Origin of the sequence: Indolivaga macrotermitis, assembly GCF_900128985.1 — a bacterium.
In the GTDB taxonomy this organism is placed as follows: domain Bacteria; phylum Bacteroidota; class Bacteroidia; order Bacteroidales; family Dysgonomonadaceae; genus Dysgonomonas_A; species Dysgonomonas_A macrotermitis.
Genome location: NZ_FQUC01000001.1, coordinates 397,828 through 418,666, shown reverse-complemented (window position 1 = coordinate 418,666; position 20,839 = coordinate 397,828). Strand labels below are relative to the sequence as shown.

The 20,839-nt window shown below is 41.6% G+C and carries 10 protein-coding genes; 2 read left to right on the top strand and 8 right to left on the bottom strand.

The window, feature by feature from the left end; genetic code table 11:
- Positions 1 to 9 precede the first annotated feature (9 nt).
- From BUC12_RS01690 to BUC12_RS01675, 4 genes are read right to left on the bottom strand one after another with little or no spacing between them, the layout of a single operon-like run.
- Positions 10 to 1,395 carry an alpha-d-galacturonidase gene (locus tag BUC12_RS01690; RefSeq protein ID WP_062175439.1) on the bottom strand — a complete coding sequence of 462 codons (1,386 nt, stop codon included), beginning with the start codon at positions 1,393 to 1,395 and terminating at the stop codon, positions 10 to 12.
- Between the two features lie 26 nt (positions 1,396 to 1,421).
- Positions 1,422 to 3,503, bottom strand: coding sequence for a beta-galactosidase (locus BUC12_RS01685; RefSeq protein ID WP_062175438.1), 2,082 nt, complete (start codon positions 3,501 to 3,503; stop codon positions 1,422 to 1,424).
- Complete coding sequence (locus BUC12_RS01680; protein WP_062175437.1) at positions 3,500 to 6,286, bottom strand: alpha-L-rhamnosidase; 2,787 nt, start codon at positions 6,284 to 6,286, stop codon at positions 3,500 to 3,502. Before BUC12_RS01680 ends, BUC12_RS01685 begins: the two co-directional genes overlap by 4 nt.
- Before the next feature lie 10 nt (positions 6,287 to 6,296).
- Positions 6,297 to 9,185: an exo-beta-1,4-galactosidase gene (locus BUC12_RS01675; RefSeq protein WP_062175436.1), complete on the bottom strand. Its 2,889-nt coding sequence runs from the start codon at positions 9,183 to 9,185 to the stop codon at positions 6,297 to 6,299.
- Between the two features lie 277 nt (positions 9,186 to 9,462).
- On the opposite strand from BUC12_RS01675, the gene BUC12_RS01670 reads away from it, so the two are divergent.
- On the top strand, positions 9,463 to 12,276 hold the full coding sequence (locus tag BUC12_RS01670) for a glycosyl hydrolase 115 family protein (protein WP_062175435.1): 2,814 nt from the start codon (positions 9,463 to 9,465) through the stop codon (positions 12,274 to 12,276).
- A 5-nt stretch (positions 12,277 to 12,281) separates the two neighbouring features.
- Complete coding sequence (locus tag BUC12_RS01665; protein WP_062175434.1) at positions 12,282 to 14,693, top strand: glycoside hydrolase family 95 protein; 2,412 nt, start codon at positions 12,282 to 12,284, stop codon at positions 14,691 to 14,693.
- A gap of 89 nt (positions 14,694 to 14,782) precedes the next feature.
- Here the strand turns inward: BUC12_RS01665 and BUC12_RS01660 are convergent, their stop codons facing one another.
- From BUC12_RS01660 to BUC12_RS20425, 4 genes are read right to left on the bottom strand one after another with little or no spacing between them, the layout of a single operon-like run.
- Positions 14,783 to 16,084 carry a glycoside hydrolase family 88/105 protein gene (locus BUC12_RS01660; RefSeq protein WP_062175840.1) on the bottom strand — a complete coding sequence of 434 codons (1,302 nt, stop codon included), beginning with the start codon at positions 16,082 to 16,084 and terminating at the stop codon, positions 14,783 to 14,785.
- A gap of 30 nt (positions 16,085 to 16,114) precedes the next feature.
- On the bottom strand, positions 16,115 to 17,767 hold the full coding sequence (locus BUC12_RS01655; RefSeq protein WP_236689353.1) for a glycoside hydrolase family 28 protein: 1,653 nt from the start codon (positions 17,765 to 17,767) through the stop codon (positions 16,115 to 16,117).
- Between the two features lie 60 nt (positions 17,768 to 17,827).
- Positions 17,828 to 19,660 carry a rhamnogalacturonan lyase family protein gene (locus tag BUC12_RS01650; protein WP_062175432.1) on the bottom strand — a complete coding sequence of 611 codons (1,833 nt, stop codon included), beginning with the start codon at positions 19,658 to 19,660 and terminating at the stop codon, positions 17,828 to 17,830.
- Positions 19,661 to 19,678: 18 nt separating this feature from the next.
- Positions 19,679 to 20,836, bottom strand: a complete 1,158-nt coding sequence (locus BUC12_RS20425; protein WP_062175431.1) for a glycoside hydrolase family 88/105 protein — start codon at positions 20,834 to 20,836, stop codon at positions 19,679 to 19,681.
- Between the last annotated feature and the right edge of the window lie 3 nt (positions 20,837 to 20,839).

The window sequence follows — 20,839 nt, the reverse complement described above, 5'->3', positions numbered from 1 at the left end:
CAAAGTATTTTATTGTGTAGCTAATTCTGAATAAGTTACATTCTTTTCCCTCAGATCAAATACATTTTCGGTCTTATTCAAGAATTTCTTTACTTGACCTACGTGCACATTTTCTATTTCGACATTCCGTATAGGTAATTCGGCATTACCTTTCAGTTCATATATTGCATCGGTACTATCGCAACTCACATTTTTCAGATGTATTCCCTCTATACGTGTAAGACGTTTCTCATATGTAGGAACAAGGTCTTTCCATTGATAAAGCACTTCCGTATCAATCTCCATTACACGCTGGGTACTTCCCGATGTTACATTCTCCATAAAGATGTTCTCTACGAAGCCTCCCCGGCGATGATTTGTTTTAATGAAGAAAAAACGGTGTACAGACTTAGGTGCAGCACAATTATACATATAGATATTACGGATACCACCCGAAAGTTCGCTGCCGATACCGAGTAAGGTATGTCCTTCGAGTATAGTGCAATTACGGATTACAATATTTTCGCAGGGAGCATCTAACCTCCATGCGTCCCGGTTGCGCCCGGCTTTTATTACTACAGCGTCATCACCCTGATCGAAAGTACAGTCTTCGACCAGAAAATTCCGGCTCATCTCCAGATCCACCCCGTCATTATTATGTCCGTGGGCTTTTACATCCAGATTGCGTACAACCCCACCATCACACATATACAAGTGGATAGTCCAGAAGGGACTTTCGCGGATCATAAATCCATCAAGCAATACATTTTTACATCTGTTGAAGTGTATGAGGTGAGGGCGAAGGTTGTTTTCTCCTTTCGCCATCTGACGATCAATTACGGGCACATCTGTCGATGCCATTGTATAAAGTTCTTTAAGTGCCTCTAAATGCGGCTGCGGACGCTTAAACCAAACCTTCCATGTATCCATCTTGGGTTGCAATGTCCCTTGACCGGTAATTGCTACATTATCGCAGTCGAAAGCATAAAGCAATGGTGAATAGTTATAGCATTCCATACCTTCCCACGAGGTCATAACTGCCGGCAGATAGTCCGCCGGATTATCGGTGAAGCTCAATATTGCACCTTCTTCTAAATGTAAGTTCACATTACTTTTGAAATGAATGGGGCCTGTCAGCCATACTCCGGCAGGCACTACTACCCTGCCGCCTCCGGCTTTATTACAGGCAGCAATAGCTTTTGCTATGGCTGCTGTATTATCTTTCACTCCACCGGATACTGCTCCGTATTTGGTTATTTTAAAATCCTTATCAGGATATACAAAGACTTTGATCGGCTCCATCGGAAAAGGAGCATCCACTTTTATTGTCTCATATCCATCTGGAGCAACTGTAAACGACGCTAAAGACAAACAGGAAAGAATTATCGTAAAATATTTTACAAGTTTAAATTTCATGGTATTTCTTTTTCTTAAATTGGCACTTATTCTTTCCAGACAGATACTCCTGCTGTTTTAATATCTTTTCCTCCGATAATGTATTTTACATTGTTGGCAACCGGTAACGAAAGCGTCTTATCCGAATAATTAACCGCAATACCAAAACCATCACGATACTCGATATGTAATCCTGCCGGTAAATCGAGTAACGGAACATTCAACTTACCATATAACTTCTTCAATACCGCCTTTTCCATAGTCCCGTCATGAGAATCTACTCCCACATAGGTCACCGTACCTTTGCCCAAACGATGGGTCGTTATAGAAGGACGACCTGCATAAAAATCACCTTCGTATGTAGCCCATACTTCAGTATTGGTATCGGGTACAAGTATTTCACCCCAACTAGTCCAATCGTATTTTTGTCCGTCAAATACTACCTGATCGGGAGTAGAAGGTTGCAGCAAATCATAAAAATCAATTTTTGCACCGATCAGCGAATAAATAGGTGCAGCAAACGGAGCTTCGAAAAGCTGTCCGTTACGGGTTTTATGTCCTGTACGGCATGTTAGAACAAGATTTCCTCCATTTTCGGCATACTCTTTCCAACGCTGCACCAATGCCTCATCTACCATCTCATATGCGGGTGCAATTACGACATTGTATTTCGACAGGTCATTTCTTTCATCAATAAAATCGACAGGGGCCCCGAAGTTTTTCAAGGCATCGTAATACTTATCGATATGCTTTTCTGTACTCCATTCGGTTGTCTGTTTATTTTTCTGCATTTCCCATGTATTCTCATGATTGTAGAGAATAGCAGTACGGCGTTTCTCGTACGCTTCAGGATTCTTTGCCGATGGATTATATTCTTTACGCAGTTGAGCTAGCTCTTTGCTAAACTCAGAATATTCCAGTCCGCTTTTCGTAGGGGTTACTCCATCAGGTCCTACGATACCGTAGTGATATAACTCTGTTCCGTAAATCGGTTGACGATAACGGTAAGTACAGGTAAAACTGCTTCCTCCGGCAAATACATGCCACAACCAAAGACGTACAGCACCCGGTAGCGGCTGGGAATTGATTGTACCCCAGTTTACCTGTCCGGGTTGAAGTTCCATCACGCCATATACTCCATCGATTGTGCGGAAGAAATCATTCGCTTTGGCAATTCGTTCTACAGGGCCTAAGCGGTAGCCTTTCCGCCCGATACCGTAGTTCTCGCCAAATACCATATAACGTGTATAGGAATGGAAATCGAGTTCCATGCTTTTCCTCAAATGCCCATCGGAATATTCCGGGATATAATTGGTGGTGATCCATTGGTCTGTACCTATATGTTTGCGGATCAGAATAGTTTGCTCATCCAGAAAACCAGCCATTTCATCTGTAGTAAAACGGTTGTAATCCAGAATCTGATGGGTATTCATGAACATTTGCGAAACACGGGGAATATTGATTTCCGAAAAGTCGGAATAAACCTGACTCCAAAATGCTGTTCCCCAGGCTTTATTCAATGCACCTATAGTCTGATACTTATTTTTCACATAATCCCTGAAACGTTGCTGGGCATCTTTCCCGTAATCCTGAGCCGGACGGGGTTCATTATCGAGCTGCCATCCCATTATACGTTTATCGTTACCATAGCGTTGCGCCAGTTTCTCAATCATTTTCATTGAGTACTGACGATAATAATTGTTAGACACCGATGGATGCTGACGGGCTCCATGATCCATCTTCGTTCCGTTTTCGTGTTCGATAAGTATATCTGGATGATTTCTTATCAGCCAGACAGGAGGTGTGGCTGTAGAAGTACACATAATTACTTTCAGTCCGTTTTTATCGGCGATATCTACAGCACGGTCGAGCCATGCAAAGTCATAAACACCTTCGGATGGTTCGAGTTGTGCCCATGCGAATTCAGCATAGTGTACAAAGTCGAATCCGAGATCTTTTATCTGTTTCAAGTCCCTTTCCCATTGCGACTCGTCCCAATGTTCAGGATAATAATATGTTCCGACTATAGTCAGATCTTTCGGGTCGAAATACGTCTTTTTCTGCTGAGAGAAAACACTCAAAGCACTCCCTGCTAAAATAGCTGCTACCAGTATTATCTTTTTTATCATGGTTGTATAAGTTTGAGTTCTTTAATTACAACAGGGCCTAATAATCCGGAAAGGACAGGCTCCATCTTACCGAAAAACGCAGGTTTATAGTCTACACTTACAATATTTATATCCTGGAATATGCGCCAGTCTATGCCTCTACGGTCATAGTCGGCAATACGGTTTGCAGGCAAATTGGTTACATCTATTTCAATAGTGTTTTCTCCATCTTGCAACAATGAGCCGATCTTAGTTTCGAACGGAACAGCGAATAATGTACCGGCATCCTTACCATTTACTTTTACCTTTGCACTTTCGCGTACATCGCCCAAAGTAAGGAGATATTCACTCGTTCCATTCTTCTTGAAATCGAATTTCACTGTATAACGACCTGTTCCCATATTGGTTTTCAAGACTTCGTTATTCAGGTTCGTCCAAGACCCCAAAGTTGCAAGGTTGAAGCTTTCACTTACAACAGGTTCGCTTTTCGGGAAACTTAGTACCCAGCCATCTTTTAGTTCTGTTTTATTATCAGCTGACTGATAATAAGCCCATTTTTCGACCTCAACATTCTTTTTTTCGAACGTTTTCAGAATGATAGATTCACCTGGATTCAATTGTAAGTAAACCTGAGTTTTACCATTATTCTCGCGGACTGTTGCCTGCCCTTTCTTTCCTGTCATCGGATCAAAGAAAATAGCACTTTTAGCTTTCACTCCTATTGTTACCCATCCGTCTACAGTATTATTTTTGAGCATGGTCATGAAATAATGATGCCCGCTTTCGTTAGAACGCCGTATCAACTGACCTCCTAGTTCCGACACAAATACTTCTTCGTTTGCTTTACATTTTGCTAATATTTCTTTGTAATTGTTTCCTGTTATTACAATTCCTTTGCCAAGCTTATTTTCGTAAGACACCCCGAACGATTCTACTTTAGGAAATGCGTCTATTACTGATTTAAACTTCGCTCTTCTTTCTTCCAACTGGCTTAATCCGGGTACATCTGATGGATAGTTCTCTGCAAAGACTACTGTTGCACCCTGTTCGGTCAGTTTTTTTATTTGCTCTATCGTTTCTAATGGGATATATCTGGTTGCAGGTAAAATCAGGGCTTTATAAGTAGCTCCACCTTCTGTTTTAAGCAATCCGTTTTCAACAATTGTCGTTTTTATAAAATGGTCAGAGATATAATCGAGGTCGTATCCGTATTTCATTATTTCTTCTACCCCATCGCAGAATTTTGGCAAGCGTTTCCGCATTCCGTGAATAGAGAATGAAGTTGCATAATTTCCTCTTTGTTCTTCCCAAATATCATATATCGGAAGATATAGTAAGAAATCGCTATCTGGCTTACCGTATTGGAGGAAAGACTGTGTCCTTGTAATATAGCTGAAAAATGCAGGAGCATCTTCCCAAATATTATTAGTAGGAGACATATCAACCGAAGCATAAAATTTCCAGCCCGGCCATGCTGCCTCTTGAGGAGTATAAGTTGTTCCGTGGAAATATACATGATTGACCCCGGAAGTAAACATCTGGTCTATCTCCGGCTTACATTGTGAGAATGATGTTCGGAAATGCTCGGTCAGCCATGTAAATGTTTCGGAAGAAGTATATTGCTTTCCTGCAATATGGGCTGCAGAAGATGCATATTTCAAAACAGTCGGGTCTCCATCGTTTTTCTTCCGGACTGAGTCTTTTCTCAAATAAGGAAGATCAAAATCCGAAATCCCGAACGATTCACACTCAGGAATATCAACTGCTGCGTATATATCCAACAAATTTGCTGGTGAACCATGTGCCTGATTTTTAGTCGTTGCCCCATGAGAATGAGCCCATTCTGTCCACGGCTGTGTGAAATTTTCTTTCAGAATTTCGCTGATAGTTTCCCTATAGTCGGAAATCACACGGGCTGATGTATCTGTATCTCCATCGGATAAGAGCTCCGGAAAATAGTCTTCTAGTTTGTATCCTCTTTTCTTCTCGAATTGTTCTAATAAGTCTTTAGTCCAATCCCCTCCATAAACTTCGTATGAGTCATTGAAGAAGCTGTTTGGAAAAGCCGTATTATTTTCGGCGAAAGCTTTATCGAATTTACCGAAATAGCGCATAACCGCACCTTTATCAAAATGGTTCATCACATAACCTTCGCCTCCGGGTGCCGCCCGTTTAACTTTCTGTAAAGTTTTTCCGATAAATAAGGCTATCAGTTTATAGTCATTGCCTGCCGGTGCTGTCCAATCGAGTTTACCTTCGGGCGATACTTTATCTGTAATATCCAGTTTTTCTCCCTTCGATGAATAAGCTATCAATTTACTCAGACGAGCTACCGGCTTTTGCTTTTCGTCTTTTACTATAATATTTTCCTTTAATTGTGTCCCGGCTTTTACTTCGTATTGCTGAAAAATCGCTTTTGTAGCGGCATCTTCAATAGTTACTTCAGGACCTCCGAATGGCCATCCTGTTCCGGTATTCATATCTACTCCCATACCTAGACGGACTGCTTCCGACTCGGTAAAGCCTAACATCCGCATCCATCGCGGAGATAAATAATCTATGTAATGATTCTCTCTACCTTTCACTCCGTAGACAGGTGTTATTTCAACTCCTCCCATACCTGCCTTGCTTAAGGCTTCGAGATTGTATGTAAGGTTTGCCGAGTCTACATCATTACCCATCCACCACCAACGTGTCCAGGGTTTAGCTTCTCGGGTAATCTGAGGCCAGTCTGTTTCTACGGCATTACTTACACAACTCATTAATGCAAAAGACAAAACGGCTGCAATACTGATCTTTTTCATAGGTTATTATTTAAAGGATAACGTTTTTTAATTCATCGGGAGCATCAGTTGTTTCAATATTAAGCCGCTCCCCTTCTTTTTTGTATAAATCTTCCAGTAATGAAATATTCAAAGACCATTCAGGCATAAACTTATGCGAATTCATATATTTCACTATCGAATAGTATAACTGACGTGCTACAGGCCTGTTTTCCAAATTGGAACGAAGATCCGCACTACATACAACTATGCTGCCGTTACCTATTTTCGCTTCGAATAACATTCCCAGCTTCCGGTTGATAAACCATGTATCAATAGGTTGAACAATCGGTTGGAACATGGCAGGAAAACTATTCAGTTCCATAACCTGTGCCTTTTGTATCAACTCCCACCACTGAATATCGGTATATGTATCTGTCGGGAAATCTTCCAATATCGGGTGATAATTGTTTACCAGAGTTCCTACAGTATGCGGAGGACGCATTTTGAACCACGATGTATTCCAGAATGCAGGAGTCATATACTGAACCACATCTTTTCCTTGCTCTACTTTTCCTGCTGTCAGAAGCAATACTTTGCCTCCTTTTTCAAGAACAGCTTTGGTTTCATCATCTATTTTATCTGTAATATGTACACCTGTTGTTTCCACCTGTGGTAATGCAGCAGGATATACCCAGAAATCCCAGTTGTTAGAAATGTCCGTACAAGCAAACGAAACTTCCAGATTCAGTTTCTGAGCTTTATCAAATGCCTGCAATGGCAGATTTATTGTTCCCAATTGCTGACAGTTGCCTATCAGTATATCTTTAGCCGACAATTGGCCTTTTGCTAATACTTTGCCATATGTATCGGTTATTTTCCAATCGGTTGCCTGACCTTTCAATTCATTTTCTCCGAAGTTTGCCACTTCGATATGCGCTATCATCGTTTCGTTATTCGTAAACACAAACTTATCCATACGGGATAGTAATACTGTTGGAGCACAAAAACGGCGGAATTCCCAAGCATTGATATAACCTTTTTCTTCCCAGAACGCATTCAATACACCGACAAGAGCTGTGCCTTGTCCCGAATAATCATTGAGACTCAGCAACTGGAATCCGGCATAGTCGGGAGTACGCAAGGTTTTCTCTATTTCGTGTTTATAGCACAATGCCTGTAATTTACCCGAAGCCTGTAAGAAGTCGGCAGCCTGATAGCTCATATTGCGGTCTTTCAAATCTTCGCGGAACAGTTCGAAGTTGCGGGCGCGCATCACGCCTGTATATTTTTTTATCTCGGTAAAGTCCGGAAATACACACCATTGTCCTGTTTCATGCGACACATAAGGTTGTTTCACTGTATCAATACGGGCTCTATAATCCGAATTTGATTCGGGCAACTTATCCCATGCCAGCCCTCTAGCTCCGGCTTTTACATGGAATTCACTTTTGGGTTGCCATGCCCAACTATTACCTACCGACGCTCCGGTGTAAACACGGCGTGGATCTGCTTCTTTCCAATAATCGACAAATTTGCTTACCCATGCAACCCAGCGTCCGCGAGGTTCGTTCCCGATGGCAAACATACAGAATGAAGGATAATTGCCGTATTCTTTGACAATACGCTTACTTTCCTCCCATAGATAGTTGTCTACAGGACGCCCATCTCCTAACGACGAACCGTGATTAGGCCAACTTGGACCTTCGGGTTGCAGATAGAATCCAACTAAGTCGGCTGCCTTAAAGGCTGCTTCGGGAGGACAGAATGAGTGAAAGCGCATATGGTTCAGACCGAAGTCTTTACAAATGCGGAATACTCGCTCCCAAGATTCTACATCCATCGGTGCATAACCTGTTAGAGGAAATACGCAGTTTTCTACTGTACCACGCAGTACAACCGTTTGCCCGTTTACATAGAAATACTTACCCTTGATCGAAAATTCGCGCATTCCGAATTGAACTTCTTTTTCATCGGTTTTCTTTCCTGTATTTAGAGTTACTTTCAGTTTGTATAGGTTAGGGTGGAACTCGCTCCATGTAAGCATATCATTACCCATAGGCAATCCCATTTCGAAGGATGTTGTATCTCCCGTAATTTTAAATTCGGTTGTTACGGGACTTACCACATGCTTTGTCTCTCCATTGAAGCTTTCAGCAGCAAGAGTTACACTACCCGGTGTTTTTCCTACTATGCGTAGTTTCACTGTAGCTTTTTTGTTCTGAACATCCGTGTATACCTGTACATCTTCGATATAAGTTGTGGGGGTTGATTGAAGTTCCATCCGTCCGACTATTCCGTTCCAGTTTCCTTGTGTCTGGTCTGTTATACTGTGTGAATCTTTACCGACATCTATATCTTTAGTCCGGTTATCTATACAGAGTGTTATGGTATTTTTCCCCTTTTTCAGAAATCGGCTGATTTCAAAAACATGAGGAACGCTCAGCGAATTTTGCATGCCTACCTCCTTGTCGTTTATCCACAAACGGGTTTCGGTGTGGGGACGCTCCAAAAACAACTCGATACGTTCGCCACTCCAAGATGCAGGTACTTCTACATCGGTCTGATACCATGCAGCACCCACATAATATTTTACCGGAGTCAGCCAGAACGGAAGTTTCAGGTTTTCTTGTTTTCTGAACTTTTCCAAACGGGGATTATAGAAAAACGAGCTATCGTAAATACTAGCTGTCCATTGAGTATTAAGGGTTATATCATCCCCTTTGTAATTTTCGGTCATCGATCCCGGTAAAGATATACGGTCAGGTAATGTCTTAGCGAACCAACGGTCTTTGACTCCCGTATCATTCCTATCGATTTCGAACCGCCAGATTCCTTTCAAATCGATCTTCTTATTTTGGGCATTAACAACTAATCCTCCGGTTAAACAAAGGATGGATAATAAACAGACTTTAAACAATCGCAGGGGTAGAAAATTCATGGTGTATCCAGGTTAATTAGTAACATCAAACAAAAGGGTAACCTATTCAACAGAACAAGCTAATTCATGATACAAAAATACCAAAGGTAGTCATAACATAACATGTAATTTTATCCAAAAACCTATACAAACTGATCTTTTAAAGGGGGTAAACTCGTTTTATCGGGCTATCTCTCTTTTACTATGGTATTATATTACATGTTATTGAACCGTATCACATTTAAAACCATTCTGCTGAATATTATTTTTGTATCTTGTTAATCTAAACCATTTCTACATGAAACGCATCATAACCTTACTTTCTATTCTGTATCTGTTAATGTGCCTGCCGTTGTCAAGCATAGCTAATGATTTTATGCTTATAACAAAAGATAAGGCTTTACAAGTCTATATCGACCCGAAAGAAAAAGAGGTGGTACAAACCAGCCGTGATATTTTCTTTTCGGATGTAGAACTCGTCTCCGGCATAAAAGCCAAGCTACAAAGTCCGGGAAATAGCTTCTCTGTGGTTGCAGGAACTATCGGGACAAACAAATACATAGACGAGCTTATATCCCGAAAACTAATACAAGCTGACGGATTAAAAGATCAATGGGAGGCTTTCCGAATTCAAATAATAACAGACAATAACAAGGACATACTCGTTGTAGCCGGTAGCGATAGCCGGGGTACAGCATATGGTATACTCGAACTTTCGCGGCTGATAGGAGTATCGCCCTGGGTATGGTGGGCTGATGCACTCCCTGATAAAAAGGATGAAGTTTCATTAAAAAGAGACTATTATACACAGCAACAACCATCTGTTCAATACAGGGGAATTTTTCTGAATGACGAAGATTGGGGATTAATGCCATGGAGCAGCAAAAACTATGAGCAAACTTCCAGAAAAGGACAGATAGGACCTAAAACATATGCACGTATTTTCGAACTTTTACTTCGTTTGAGAGCGAATACTCTTTGGCCTGCCATGCACGAATCGACCGTACCTTTCTATTTCGTGGAGGGTAATAAAGAAATGGCCGATAAATATGGCATCGTACTGGGCACTTCGCACTGTGAACCTCTAATGCGGAACGGAGCCGGAGAATGGGATAATAAAAAGTATGGAGAATACAACTACCTGACCAACAAAGAAACAATCAACCAATATTGGGGCGAACGCTTACAGGAAGCCGGTAAATACGAGAACTTCTACACAATAGGCATGCGTGGCGTACACGATGGTAAAATGGAAGGAGTAAAGACTTTAGATGAACAAACGTCCGTTCTACAAGATGTAATTGATAACCAACGACAGTTATTGACAAAATATGTAGGTAAAGATGCTTCGTCGATACCTCAAGCCTTTATTCCTTACAAAGAAGTATTAAGCGTATACGAAAACGGATTGAAGCTGCCCGATGATGTGACTCTGGTTTGGTGCGACGACAATTATGGATACTTAACCCGGTTAAGCAATACCGAAGAACAGAAGCGCAAAGGAGGCGGTGGCGTATACTATCATATATCCTATTGGGGACGCCCTCACGATTATCTGTGGTTATCGACAACCCAGCCTTCGCTCATATATTATCAAATGCAAAATGCTTGGAAACACAATGTACGGAAGCTTTGGATACTTAATGTAGGAGATATTAAGCCTGCAGAATATGACATGGAATTCTTTCTCGATATGGCTTGGAATATCAATAGTATAGACGACTCCAATATCTATCAGCACATGGATACGTGGTTAACCCGTGAATTCGGGAAGGCTCTTTCACCTCAGCTAAGTTTTGTCATGAAAGAATATTTCCGTCTGGCATCTATCCGGCGTCCCGAATTTATGGGTTGGAGCCGGGTCGAGGAGTATTCTGTAAAAGGAGGGAAAACTCCGGTTATTGACACCGAATTTAATCCGTTTATGTTCGGTGATGAGATAGAACAGCGTATTGCCGATTACGACCGTATTACTGATATTATTAATCAACTGGGAGAAGAAATACCCGATAACCGGAAGAGTGCTTATTTTCAATTGATGACCTATCCTGTAAATGCAGCTGCTGAGATGAACAAAAAGCTTTTATATGCACAAAAGGCACGTTTATTTGCTAAACATAATCTGCCCGATGCAAACTTGTATGCCCTACAAAGTAACAATGCCTATAATGAAATTACTGCTCTAACTATGGCATACAACCGGGATATGGCTAAAATGAAATGGGATGGAATGATGGACATGAAGCCCCGCAAACTCGCAGTTTTCGAGCGTGCACCCCTACCCGACAGAGTCGATATCGCAAATTCCGGGAAGGCTTCGGTATGGATTGAAGGGGAAGAACAACCACGTACCGCAGGAGCTACCATCAACCTGCAACCTTTGGTAAAACATGCTAAAGACTCTACATTTGTAATTTTACTTCAACAAGGAAATCAGCCGGTAGAATGGACTTTCAATACATCGTTAAATTGGCTAAACGCTAAAGAAGTCGCCACAAATGAACTGAACTTAAAAAGATTGGTATTAAGTATCAACTGGGATAATGTAACGAAAGATCGAGTCTCCGGAGAATGTAGTCTATCAATCAACGGTGAAATTTATAATTTTGTACTGACAGCAATCAACAATAATATCACAAAAGGGATGGAATCAGACCGGATGATAGCAATGAATGCTGTAGATTACAGCTTGTCTCCCAAACAAGCACGTCCGATACAAGGTTTAGGACATAGCTTAAATGCCATGGTAATTCCTGTCGGAGAAAAATATTTCGTTGAATATACCATCTATACAACCAGTATGGGTGAAGCTGTTATCAGGACAGCTCTCATTCCCAATCACCCTATTGAAGGTAAAGACCTGAGATACGCAATAGCTGTAGATAATGAGAAGCCCCAGATAGTTTCATTGGCAACCGAGTTCCGAAGCGAACCATGGAAAATAAATGTACTAAGAAATCAAACAGTGAAAGAGACCATTCATAACATAACCAAACCGGGTAAACATACAATCCGTATTTATGCTTTGGATGAAGGTGTAGTACTCGACCAGATTATGGTGGACTTCGACAAAGACCGCAAATTCTATCAGATACCTGTTTCTAAACAATAACAACCATGAAAACAATCAAACTAATCGTCTTCTTATCTTTCTGCTTAAGCTTACAGGTTATAGGGCAGAATGATAATAATCTCAAATTGTGGTATAATACCCCGGCGACCCGTTTTGAAGAAGCTCTTCCTCTAGGGAATGGACGCATAGGCCTTATGGTGTATGGTAATGTAGAACGGGAAACATTCAACCTGAACGAAGAATCTCTATGGGGAGGAGGCCCGACCGATACCTCTGCTCCAAAAGATACTCCGTCACAACTTCAAAAAGTACGTGACGAGCTTTTTAAAGAAAACTGGAGCGAAGCGTCCAAGCTATTACGATATATACAGGGCAAAAACAGCCAGTCGTTCCTTCCGATGGGCGATATTATTATTGAACAAAAGTATTCTTCCGTAGCTGAACCTAAAAACTATTACAGGGAACTCGACCTGAATACTGCTGTATCATTAACACGCTTTTCCGTTGATACTATTGATTACACCCGTGAAGCTTTCGTTTCTGCACCGGATCAGGTGGCAGTTATAAAGCTGACTGCCTCTAAAAAAGGAGGGTTAAACTTCTCTGTCGGAGCAAATACCGCCTTTGAGTATGCTTCAATACAAAGTATCTCGAATGATGAATTCGTTCTCAATGGGCAAGCTCCAATTTATGTCGATTCCGAGCGTAGATTTCCACTCCTCTATTCTAGTCCTGATGGAAAAAAAGGAATGCGTTATCAGTATAGGATAAAAGCGATACTGAAAGACGGCACAGTATCTACCGATCCCTCATTACAAATAAAGGGAGCAACAGAAGTAGTACTAATAATCTCTGCTGCAACCAGCTTTAATGGTTATAACAAGCGCCCTGACACGGAAGGAAAAGATGAAAACATTCTCACAACCAACTATCTTGACGTAGCAAAAGATATATCTTACGATCAACTGAAAGACAGACATATTACCGACTATCAAAAATACTTTAACCGGGTAACCTTCGATATAGGAAGTACGGATGCAATAAACAAACCTACGGATGAACGATTGAAAGAATATGCAACAGGCAAAGAAGATCCTGCTCTCGAAAGCCTTTACTTCCAGTTCGGACGCTATTTACTCATTTCGTCGTCACGTCCCGGGGGTATCCCTGCCAATCTTCAAGGTATCTGGAATAAAAACCAACGACCTTCGTGGGGCAGTAACTTTACGACTAATATCAATCTGGAAATGAATTATTGGCCTGCCGAAATGCTGAATATGTCGGAAATGACAGAGCCTCTGATTCAATTTATCCGGAATGTATCTGTTACCGGAACACAGATAGCCCGCAACTACTATAATATGAAAGGATGGGCTGTACATCATAATTCGGATATATGGGCACATGCTAATCCTGTCGGTGTTCAGCAAGGCGACCCTAAATGGGCAAACTGGTCACTCGGTTCTCCGTGGTTGAGTCAACATTTGTACGAACATTACCGCTTCACTAACGATAAACAGTTTCTGTCTGAGACTGCCTATCCTCTGATGAAGAGTGCCGCTGACTTTTGCTTAGACTGGATGATAGAGAAAGACGGACACCTGATTACAGCGCCTTCGACATCTCCCGAAAATGTTTTTATAGATGAGAACGGAAAAGAAGGAGTCGTAACTATTGCCTCGGCAATGGATCTGGAGATAATCTGGGATTTGTTGAACAACCTCATCGAAGCATCCGAAACACTGAATACGGACAAAGACCTCCGGCTAAAATGGACTGAAGCGCGCGATAAAATTTATCCTTTACAGATAGGTAAAGACGGAAATCTTATTGAATGGTATAAAGACTGGAAAGATCAGGATCCTCAACACCGGCATGTATCACATTTATTCGGCTTACATCCCGGACGGCAAATATCACCTATACTTACTCCTGAACTTGCTGATGCCTGCCAAAAAACACTGGAGGTTAGAGGAGACGGTGGTACAGGATGGAGTAAAGCTTGGAAAGTAAATTTTCACGCCCGTTTGTTAAACAAGGATAAAGCCTACAAATTATATAGAGAATTGCTCTCGACATCGACTCTACCGAATCTGTTCGATACACATCCGCCTTTTCAGATAGATGGAAACTTCGGCGGAATATCAGGTGTAGGAGAGATGCTTATCCAGAGCCACCTGAATGAAATCCACTTATTACCTGCATTACCGATAAACTGGAGCAAGGGCAAGGCTACCGGTCTTTGTGCCAGAGGAGCATTTGTTATTGATATGGAATGGGATAATGGTAAAGTTATATCGGGTAAGATATTATCAAAAACCGACAATACTTGTATACTCAGAACAGGCACTCCTATCAAGATCAAAGGGGCATCGAGCAAATCCTCTAAAAAAGATGGCTACTACATCACAACTTTCAAGACCAAAGCAAACAAAGAGTACTTTATCGGTCTATAATAACAAAAGAAACCCTGAGCGCATTTCTCAGGGTTTCAGGCTAGCTAGCTAAAGTAGCACTAGAAAATGCTCACTACAAAATATTCAAATTACTTTTTGACCACGATTTTGTCGTATTGACTATCGGCAGAAATCTCGCTGTATTTCTTAGCTTTCGACATCTCTACCAAAGCGCGTATTACAGGGCCTTCTCCCATAGGAGCATTCTTTTGAACAGGACGGTTGTAATAATACGCCAATGAAGGCATAATACCTGTTCCTACACAAATATCAGTAACATCACCTGCATCAGACAGTCTGGTTTTCATTCCTTTCAGACCTTGTTCTGCCACATAGATAAAGTCGGGATGAATCCATCCTTCTCTAACTCCCCGTGCAATACCGAAAACGAACATAGCTGTTCCGGTCACCTCTTCGTAAGAATCGGGTTTGTCCAGTAACTGATGCCAAAGTCCGTTCTTTCCCTGATAGCGGGCAACACCGCTTACCTGTTGCTTAAAGTTCTCAATTAGAGCCGCCCTTTTAGGATGGTCTTTTGGTAGCATAGTCAGTAAATCAGCCTGAGCCATCAGCATCCAACCGTTAGCACGTGACCAATGAGCAACACCTAACTCTTTAGTATCGGTATGATAGCAATGGTAATAGATCTGTTTACCGGGATGCCACAAGTACTTCGTATAATTCAGCACCTGATTGGCAGCATCATCGAAATATTTCACATCACCTGTCATTTTACCCATACGGCAAAGAAAAGAAATTGCCATAAACAAGTCATCAGCCCAAATTGTATTCTCGTGAGGCCAAATACGGGCAATAGTACCGTCATCCAGACGAGGTTCACTATACAAAAGATGCTCATTAGTTTCGTTTATATATTCCAGATAAGCAGGTGTAGCCCGGCGCATCTGCAATTCGATCAGACCAGCTCCCATTGGGCCGTTATCGTCTAACCGCTTGCCCCGGAATATCATATGCCAGCTAAGTTTACGGATAGCTTTCCAGCCTCCTTCCTTGAAAGCCTGATCATACTGTTTTCTGAAATAACCTAAATTGTCTTTATCGAAAACAAAGTCCATATTCTTGAAGGCATAAGACTCGTATTTCTTTTCGTTTGTGGCATCAGCCAGTTCGAGCAGGGCAATATTCAGTACTCCGTTGGTATAATGCCAATCGTTATATTCGTTCTGTACCTTTACGTCCATAGACACAGGCACCCCTTTCAGGTTGTTATAAACTTGTCCCGTCTGCTTATTTACAAAAGTATATGGGGTTTCTTTAATTATGCGGTCGCCGATAGCTTCTGCCACTTGTTCGGGACTTAGTGTCGCCTGAGAGAATGCCGATGCCGTTCCGAGGAAAGCGGCAAAAGTTAATGCTAATGTTTTGTGCATCATAATTATTTATTCGGTTCTATTTACTTGTTATTTACCTACTGTTGTAAACTTAACAGCTCCTTCCGGAATACTTTTAGTTACATTTAGCTTATCTTGTCCGTATGGCGATTTTATATCAACATTACGGGTCTTGTTACCTCCAATTTCAAATACCGATTCGATATTCTGTTCCGTTTGTAAGCCTTCCACTTTTACATCCTTCACATTGGATAGCCTGAGTGCAGCACCCGAACGGGGATAGATATTTACATTCTTCAAAGTTATATTCTGAGATTCGACTAACTCAGCACCTAACTGCGAATGTATAGTTACATTTTCGATATTAATGTTATCGATATTATGTTCGGGAAGCCCATTAAAATACATGGCGCGCCGTGCATTACTACAGGTTACATTTGTTACATAAATATTGCGGAATGTTGGAGTTAACTCCGTTACGGGAGGTAATACTTCTTCTTTACGGATTACATCACCATCTTCCAAAACCTCTACTTCTGATTTTCCTCCATAATACAGGTTGAACGATATAGGATCGGTAGGTATATCAAACATACTGATATTCGATATATAAATATTCTCAACAACTCCGCCCCGTTGACGGTTACTCTTGAAACGGAGCCCTACATCTGTTCCCAAAAACTGGCAATTAGCCACTTTGATATTACGTACCCCACCGGACATCTCGCTTCCTACAACAAAACCTCCATGACCTTTGAATACTGTACAGTTATCTACTATTACATTTTCAGTCGGACGGTTACGGCGGCGACCGTCTTCGTCTTTACCAGACTTGATACATATACCATCATCTCCCACATCGAATGTACTGTTTACTATAATTGAGTTTTTACATGACTCAAGGTCTAATCCATCACCATTTTGGGCATAAGACGGGTTGCGTACCTGTACACCGTCTATAATCACATTTTCGCACATCAAAGGGTGAATGTTCCATGCCGGTGAATTCTGAAATATCACACCTTGCAGATATACATTTTTACATTCGATAAAACTTATCATCACCGGACGAAGGAAATCCCGAACAGACTCCCATTCGGCTTCGGTTTTCAGATGACGGGGAACATTCATATCACTGATAGTATCACCATGTAAATATTGATCAGACGGCATCCAGTAATCGTCACGCTTGAAAGCTCCTCCTTTAGAGGTTGCGGATTTCCAGAACCGTTCCGACACCTTTTCCTTCTTTAAAGGGCGCCATACATGCCCGTTGCCATCTATTGCACCACTACCTGTAACAGCAACATTCTCCAGATTACGACCGGAGACCGGAGACTGGCAACGACGTGTATCCAATCCCTCAAATACAGTTTCCACTAACGGATATAAAGACTTATCAGGTGAAAATAAGATGATTGCACGGTCTTGGAGATGCAGATTAATATTGCTTTTCAACACTATAGGCCCTGTAAACCATACGCCCTGAGGAACAACCAGCGTACCTCCGCCCTTTGCTACTAAAGCTTCTATTGCTTTGGAAAAAGCTTCGGTATTCAAAGCAATACCATCACCGACCCCACCGAAGTCTTTTATCGAAACTTCGTTATCGGGAAAAACAGGTGGAGCCAATACAGGCATCTCGAACGGCAGATCGGTGTAGAGATATGCATATTTATTCTCCGCTGTACTCTCCGCACAAGATGTACCCAGACTGATAATAGCCAATAATACAGCCAGTAATAATTGATTTCTTTTCACTATATATATTTTTATTATTATTTACTCTCCTAAATAGAATGATGGCACCGGCGATTGCGGATACCCTTGCGAACGTTGCAATATATAACTTCTGTAAACAGCATCCTGCATTAATGTTATTTTCTTGTCTTTTGCCGGAATATTTGTATGGTAAATACGTAATTCGCCGGGTAAGGCTGTAATAACTTCTTCCCGCCAGTCTCCGAAAACATCGGCTATCATAATGATATCCCCATATATTCCGTTCGCTATTTTATCCCCTTTCCAGTAACCTATAGATTGGCTTTTTCCATTAGACATAGATTCTGCCCCCCAACGATTATCGTCTCCAAAAAATGTTTGACGGATATTTCCTGCATCCCACCATATCCAGTTACGGCAAGGAGGCACATCCCCATTCGAAGCAAGTTTTTTGCCTTGTGCACTCAAAAGGTATTTTTCGGTAGAACCTCCTTTTTTATCTTCGCTGGCAAAGCACTCCAGTCCCGGACTTGCAGGATCGATATCTGCCACCATCCCATCACCTACATGAAAAGTCTTATGCCCTATACCCCAAACGCGTTCTCCTGTCTTAGCATCCAGTACACTAACACCGTAACCGTTATCATGCCATGGCTCTAATGCCAAAAACACTTCCATACCCGGACGTTGCGGATCAATATCTGTCAGGTATGCTTTATCCGAATGTCCTAATCCCGATGACCATAACAATGTACCGTTATCATCAACCATACAAGAGCCTAAAAGAATTTCATCCCTTCCATCGCCATCTACATCTCCACAAACCATATTATGTGCTCCCTGACTGCGGACAACCGGATTTTCTTCGTCGCCATCCCATCTCCACAGCTTTTCTAATTTCCCATTATTAAACTGCCATGCATCAACAACCATCAGTTTATAGGTTCCGCGGGCAGCCAAGATACAAGGTGTTTTTCCATCCAGATACGCCATTCCGATTTGATTCCTGTTTTGACGTATCAGGTTTCCATACCTGTCATTACGCTCGGGCCAATCGACACGAGCCAATTCTTTTCCGGTCATGCCATCCAGTACTGTTAAGTACTCGCTTCCGGCATATACCCGTCCTTTTTCATTCTTCCTATAATCGTCTCCTGCTGTTTTAAGTACAACTTCAGCTTTTCCATCTCCGTCAAAATCATATACCATAAAAGGAGAATACCATACGCCCGGTTCTATACCCAGTCCTAGGTCTTTTGTCCACAGGTAAGTTCCATCACTCAGGTAAGCTTCTATTTTATAAGTCGTTCCATCATTAGGATTGGCAACTCCGGGATCTACATTCGTATGCGGATGCCGGATGATATAATCGTATTCGCCATCTCCGTTGAGGTCGGCAACAGCAACACGTCCTGCAATTACATTGTCTTTAAACTTAATACTCTTATAATTGGGAGCATTTAAAACAGATAAGTCAACTGTAATCTTTTCCGAAAGCTTTTTATCTTTTCCTTCGATGCTTTCCACCCAATATTCAGCCTTTCCGGCAGCAGGATTAGCATCACTAAAGTCTGTTGTAATAGCAATGGGTTTATTATTCAGCTTTTTTGCTTTACCATTTACAGACCGGTACACATTAAAGCTAATATCCTTATTGTCCGTTTTCAACAGCCGCCAGTTTAGATAAACACTTTTATTATCCTTTGCCATAGATGCAACAATACCTCTGTTCAAATGCTCTTCGAGCCTTTCCTTAGCAAAACCTTCCACCAAAGGTTTAGGTTCATGACCGGGAGCTAATATCTCATAGTTATACAAGCGTTCCCTGGTGTCTTGTGCTTTCCCTAAAAGGGATATAAAACATATTCCTGCTAATAATAGATACGGTTTCATTTTCTTTTCGGTTAATAGTTATTTACCTAGTTCTAAACATCCCATTATGAAAGGGCCTGTAGCTTTAGAATCGTTATCGCGAATACGTTCACCGATATAATATTCAAAACTACCGTCCCGATATGGATTTCCTCCTAAACCTCCTACCGCACAGCATTTGGTCAAGGTTAGAGTTCCGTCAGCGTTTTTCACTACCAGAACCTTCATCAATCCATCATAAGCTTTTTCGGCTACACTTCTGTATTTTGCATCGATGTACCCTTTGTTTACTGCTTTCGCAAACGAATATGTAAACATTGAAGATACTGATGCTTCGAGGTAATTACCTTGCCTATCAGGCATATCCAGTACCTGATACCAAAGGCCTGTTTTATCCTGATATTTCGGAAGGGTCTCAGCTAATCCCTGAACCATCTTCAGAAGCTCCGGTCTCTGAGGGTGATTTGCTGGTATATAATCCAGAACATCTACCAATGCCATAAACCACCATCCGATGCTTCGTCCCCAGAAATTGGGTGATTGTCCGGTTTCTTTATTCGCCCAGCGTTGCCTCTTACTCTCATCCCATGCGTGATAGTATAAGCCGGTTTTAGCATCATAGGTATGTTTGGCACATATAATAAATTGATTTACCACATCATCTATCAATTCGGGTTTATTGAATGTTACAGCATATTCCGCCAGAAATGGCGATGCCATATACAATCCGTCGAGCCAAATCTGGTGCTGATAGATCAGCTTGTGCCAGAAAGCACCTTCGAGCGTACGAGGATGATTTTTCAACTGGTTTACCAGCCTGTCCATCGCCAGTTTGTACTTATCGTTTCCGGTTTGTTTCCAAACATCGAAAAGAACTGTGCCGGGACGGATATAATCCAGATTATAAGTTTCTACTTTATACAAATGTATCTCGCCTTCGTTGTTGATAACGGTATCAGCCCATGCTATCACGTAATCGAGATACTTGCGGTCTCCTGTTTTCTTCCACACATCGAGCATAGCCTGACAGCCAACTCCCTGCGAATATCCGAAATAGAGGCGTTTACCATGATCGAGTTGCCATGCCTCGGGGAAACGTTTCATTTCCGAGTTGGCAAATTCAATGGCTGTTTTTTGGGCTAATAATCCCTGAACAGCAAAGACCAGAGTCAATAATGTTAGTAATGTTTTTTTCATGAT

What these genes read in the sequence shown, in the direction of transcription:
- BUC12_RS01690 (WP_062175439.1), bottom strand. Translation starts at nt 1,395, where the DNA reads ATGAAATTTAAACTTGTAAAATATTTTACGATAATTCTTTCCTGTTTG.
- BUC12_RS01685 (WP_062175438.1), bottom strand. Translation starts at nt 3,503, where the DNA reads ATGATAAAAAAGATAATACTGGTAGCAGCTATTTTAGCAGGGAGTGCT.
- BUC12_RS01680 (WP_062175437.1), bottom strand. Translation starts at nt 6,286, where the DNA reads ATGAAAAAGATCAGTATTGCAGCCGTTTTGTCTTTTGCATTAATGAGT.
- BUC12_RS01675 (WP_062175436.1), bottom strand. Translation starts at nt 9,185, where the DNA reads ATGAATTTTCTACCCCTGCGATTGTTTAAAGTCTGTTTATTATCCATC.
- BUC12_RS01670 (WP_062175435.1), top strand. Translation starts at nt 9,463, where the DNA reads ATGAAACGCATCATAACCTTACTTTCTATTCTGTATCTGTTAATGTGC.
- BUC12_RS01665 (WP_062175434.1), top strand. Translation starts at nt 12,282, where the DNA reads ATGAAAACAATCAAACTAATCGTCTTCTTATCTTTCTGCTTAAGCTTA.
- BUC12_RS01660 (WP_062175840.1), bottom strand. Translation starts at nt 16,084, where the DNA reads ATGCACAAAACATTAGCATTAACTTTTGCCGCTTTCCTCGGAACGGCA.
- BUC12_RS01650 (WP_062175432.1), bottom strand. Translation starts at nt 19,660, where the DNA reads ATGAAACCGTATCTATTATTAGCAGGAATATGTTTTATATCCCTTTTA.
- BUC12_RS20425 (WP_062175431.1), bottom strand. Translation starts at nt 20,836, where the DNA reads ATGAAAAAAACATTACTAACATTATTGACTCTGGTCTTTGCTGTTCAG.